Origin of the sequence: Hydrocoleum sp. CS-953 (assembly GCF_002260545.1) — a bacterium.
Classification (GTDB): domain Bacteria; phylum Cyanobacteriota; class Cyanobacteriia; order Cyanobacteriales; family Microcoleaceae; genus Trichodesmium.
In genome coordinates this window covers 1-2,015 of the sequence record NZ_LGSU01000079.1, presented here as the reverse complement: position 1 = coordinate 2,015, position 2,015 = coordinate 1, and the positions used below count along the sequence as shown (strand labels likewise).

Annotated in this window: 1 protein-coding gene; it reads left to right on the top strand. The window is 33.2% G+C overall.

Features of this window, described 5'->3' with window-relative positions; translation table 11 throughout:
- Positions 1-504 precede the first annotated feature (504 nt).
- Positions 505-1,599: a glucose-1-phosphate thymidylyltransferase gene (locus AFK68_RS00495; RefSeq protein ID WP_094670782.1), complete on the top strand. Its 1,095-nt coding sequence runs from the start codon at positions 505-507 to the stop codon at positions 1,597-1,599.
- Positions 1,600-2,015: the final 416 nt, after the last annotated feature.

Sequence of the window (2,015 nt, the reverse complement as noted above, 5' to 3'; positions counted from 1 at the left end):
TAATTGATGGCTGAATGCTTAGATAAAATTCTTTTCTACCATTAGCAATAAGTTATAGTTATTTTCATTAACATGAAATACAATTATCAGGTCTTTAATACCACTTCAAAAAAAACAACGCTACAAAAAGTTACATCTAGAAATAGATACTTAAAAATAGCTGCTCTAATTTATATTAGATAGCTATATAGCAATCCTCTGCATAGCTGTAATATTTTGGTTGTAGGGGGGAGCGTTTGCTCCGCATTCCGCAGGAATTCGCCCGTACAGGAGTCATAATTTTAAAGATTTTAAGCTCAAACTAACTATCATAAAAATTGTCAAAACCAATTTAGGATTGCTATATCTATCATTTTTCCTTTTTTTTCAATATTTACTCCTTCTTCCTTCTTCCTTCTTGCTTATTAAAATGACAATTGATTGCCAATCAACCTTATGTTAGACTGGAAAAAAATTAGCCCCAAAAACGCAAACTACCGCAAAAACCCCTAATAGTAAATTAACATGAAAGCATTAATTCTCTCTGGTGGAAAAGGAACAAGGCTACGTCCTCTTACCTATACAGGAGCAAAGCAATTAGTACCAGTTGCTAATAAGCCTATTTTGTGGTATGGGATTGAAGGTATTGTTGCAGCAGGTATTACTGACATTGGAATTATTATTAGTCCAGAAACTGGAAAAGAGGTACAAGAATTAACAGGAAACGGCGAAAAATTCGGAGCTAAAATTACTTATATTCTCCAAGAACAACCTGCGGGTTTAGCTCACGCTGTTAAAATTGCTCAACCATTTTTGGGAGATTCTCCTTTCATAATGTATCTTGGAGATAATATCATTGAAAGTCAGCTCGATCAATTTTTATATACTTTTAAACAGGAAGAGTTAGATGCTTTAATTCTGTTACGAAAAGTTCCCAATCCCACAGCTTTTGGTGTAGCAAAAGTAGATAAAAAAGGAAGAGTTTTAGGATTGGTGGAAAAGCCTAAAGTTCCACCATCAGATTTAGCACTTGTAGGTATATATTTCTTTTCTAATAAAATACATAATGCCATTGCTAATATCAAACCTTCAGCTAGAGGAGAATTAGAGATTACTGATGCTATTCAATATTTAATTGACCAACAAACTTCTGGAAAAGATAAAGAAATTTCTGTTGAAGCACGAACTTTAGAAGGTTGGTGGTTAGACACAGGTAAAAAAGATGATTTACTTAGTGCCAATCAAATTATTTTAGATACTCGTATAACTAATTCAGTAAATGGAGAAATAGATTCCCAAAGTCAAATTATTGGACGGGTAAAAATTGGTGAAAATACAAAACTAATTAATTGTAGCGTTAGAGGTCCTGTAATTATAGGTGATAACTGTCACCTAGAAAATTGTTTCATCGGTCCTTATAGTAGTATTGCCGATAATGTCACTTTAATTGATGTTGACCTAGAACACAGTGTCATATTACAAGGAGCAAAAATTATTGAAATTCATCAACGTATTGTTGATAGTTTGCTCGGTCGTCGTGCTCAACTAATTAATGCTCCACAACGTCCTAAAGCATTACGGTTTATGATTGGTGATGATAGTCAAATAGAATTAACATGATTAGGCAGTAAGCATTCAGCAGTCAGCTATTTATTTTAGTTTGAAAGAAAACCTTTATTAATCAGGTAAATTGAATTTGACTATAAAAGCCAACTTTTAAAGGCTATATTCATTTCAAACTTCTCCTTTTATCGAACGGGGTTTGTTCTCCAAATCCGTTTTTCCCTTGGGTTTGAAACCAAACCCCTACATTTTTTTTTCACGAATCATTTAGGATTAGTATAGCTAACTAATAACTGAAATTAAATTTTCCCACGCCTAATTTCACCCCTAAGAAACCGGGTTTTTATTAGGATAATTTCTAATTAGACAATGTTTGTGAAAAAACCCGGTTTATCCTAAACTTTCAACCCTCCCCGAAGGAGAAACTAATATAAAGACTATCTACTTTCTCACAGTTAACTACTATTCAACTG

What these genes read in the sequence shown, in the direction of transcription:
- AFK68_RS00495 (WP_094670782.1), top strand. Translation starts at nt 505, where the DNA reads ATGAAAGCATTAATTCTCTCTGGTGGAAAAGGAACAAGGCTACGTCCT.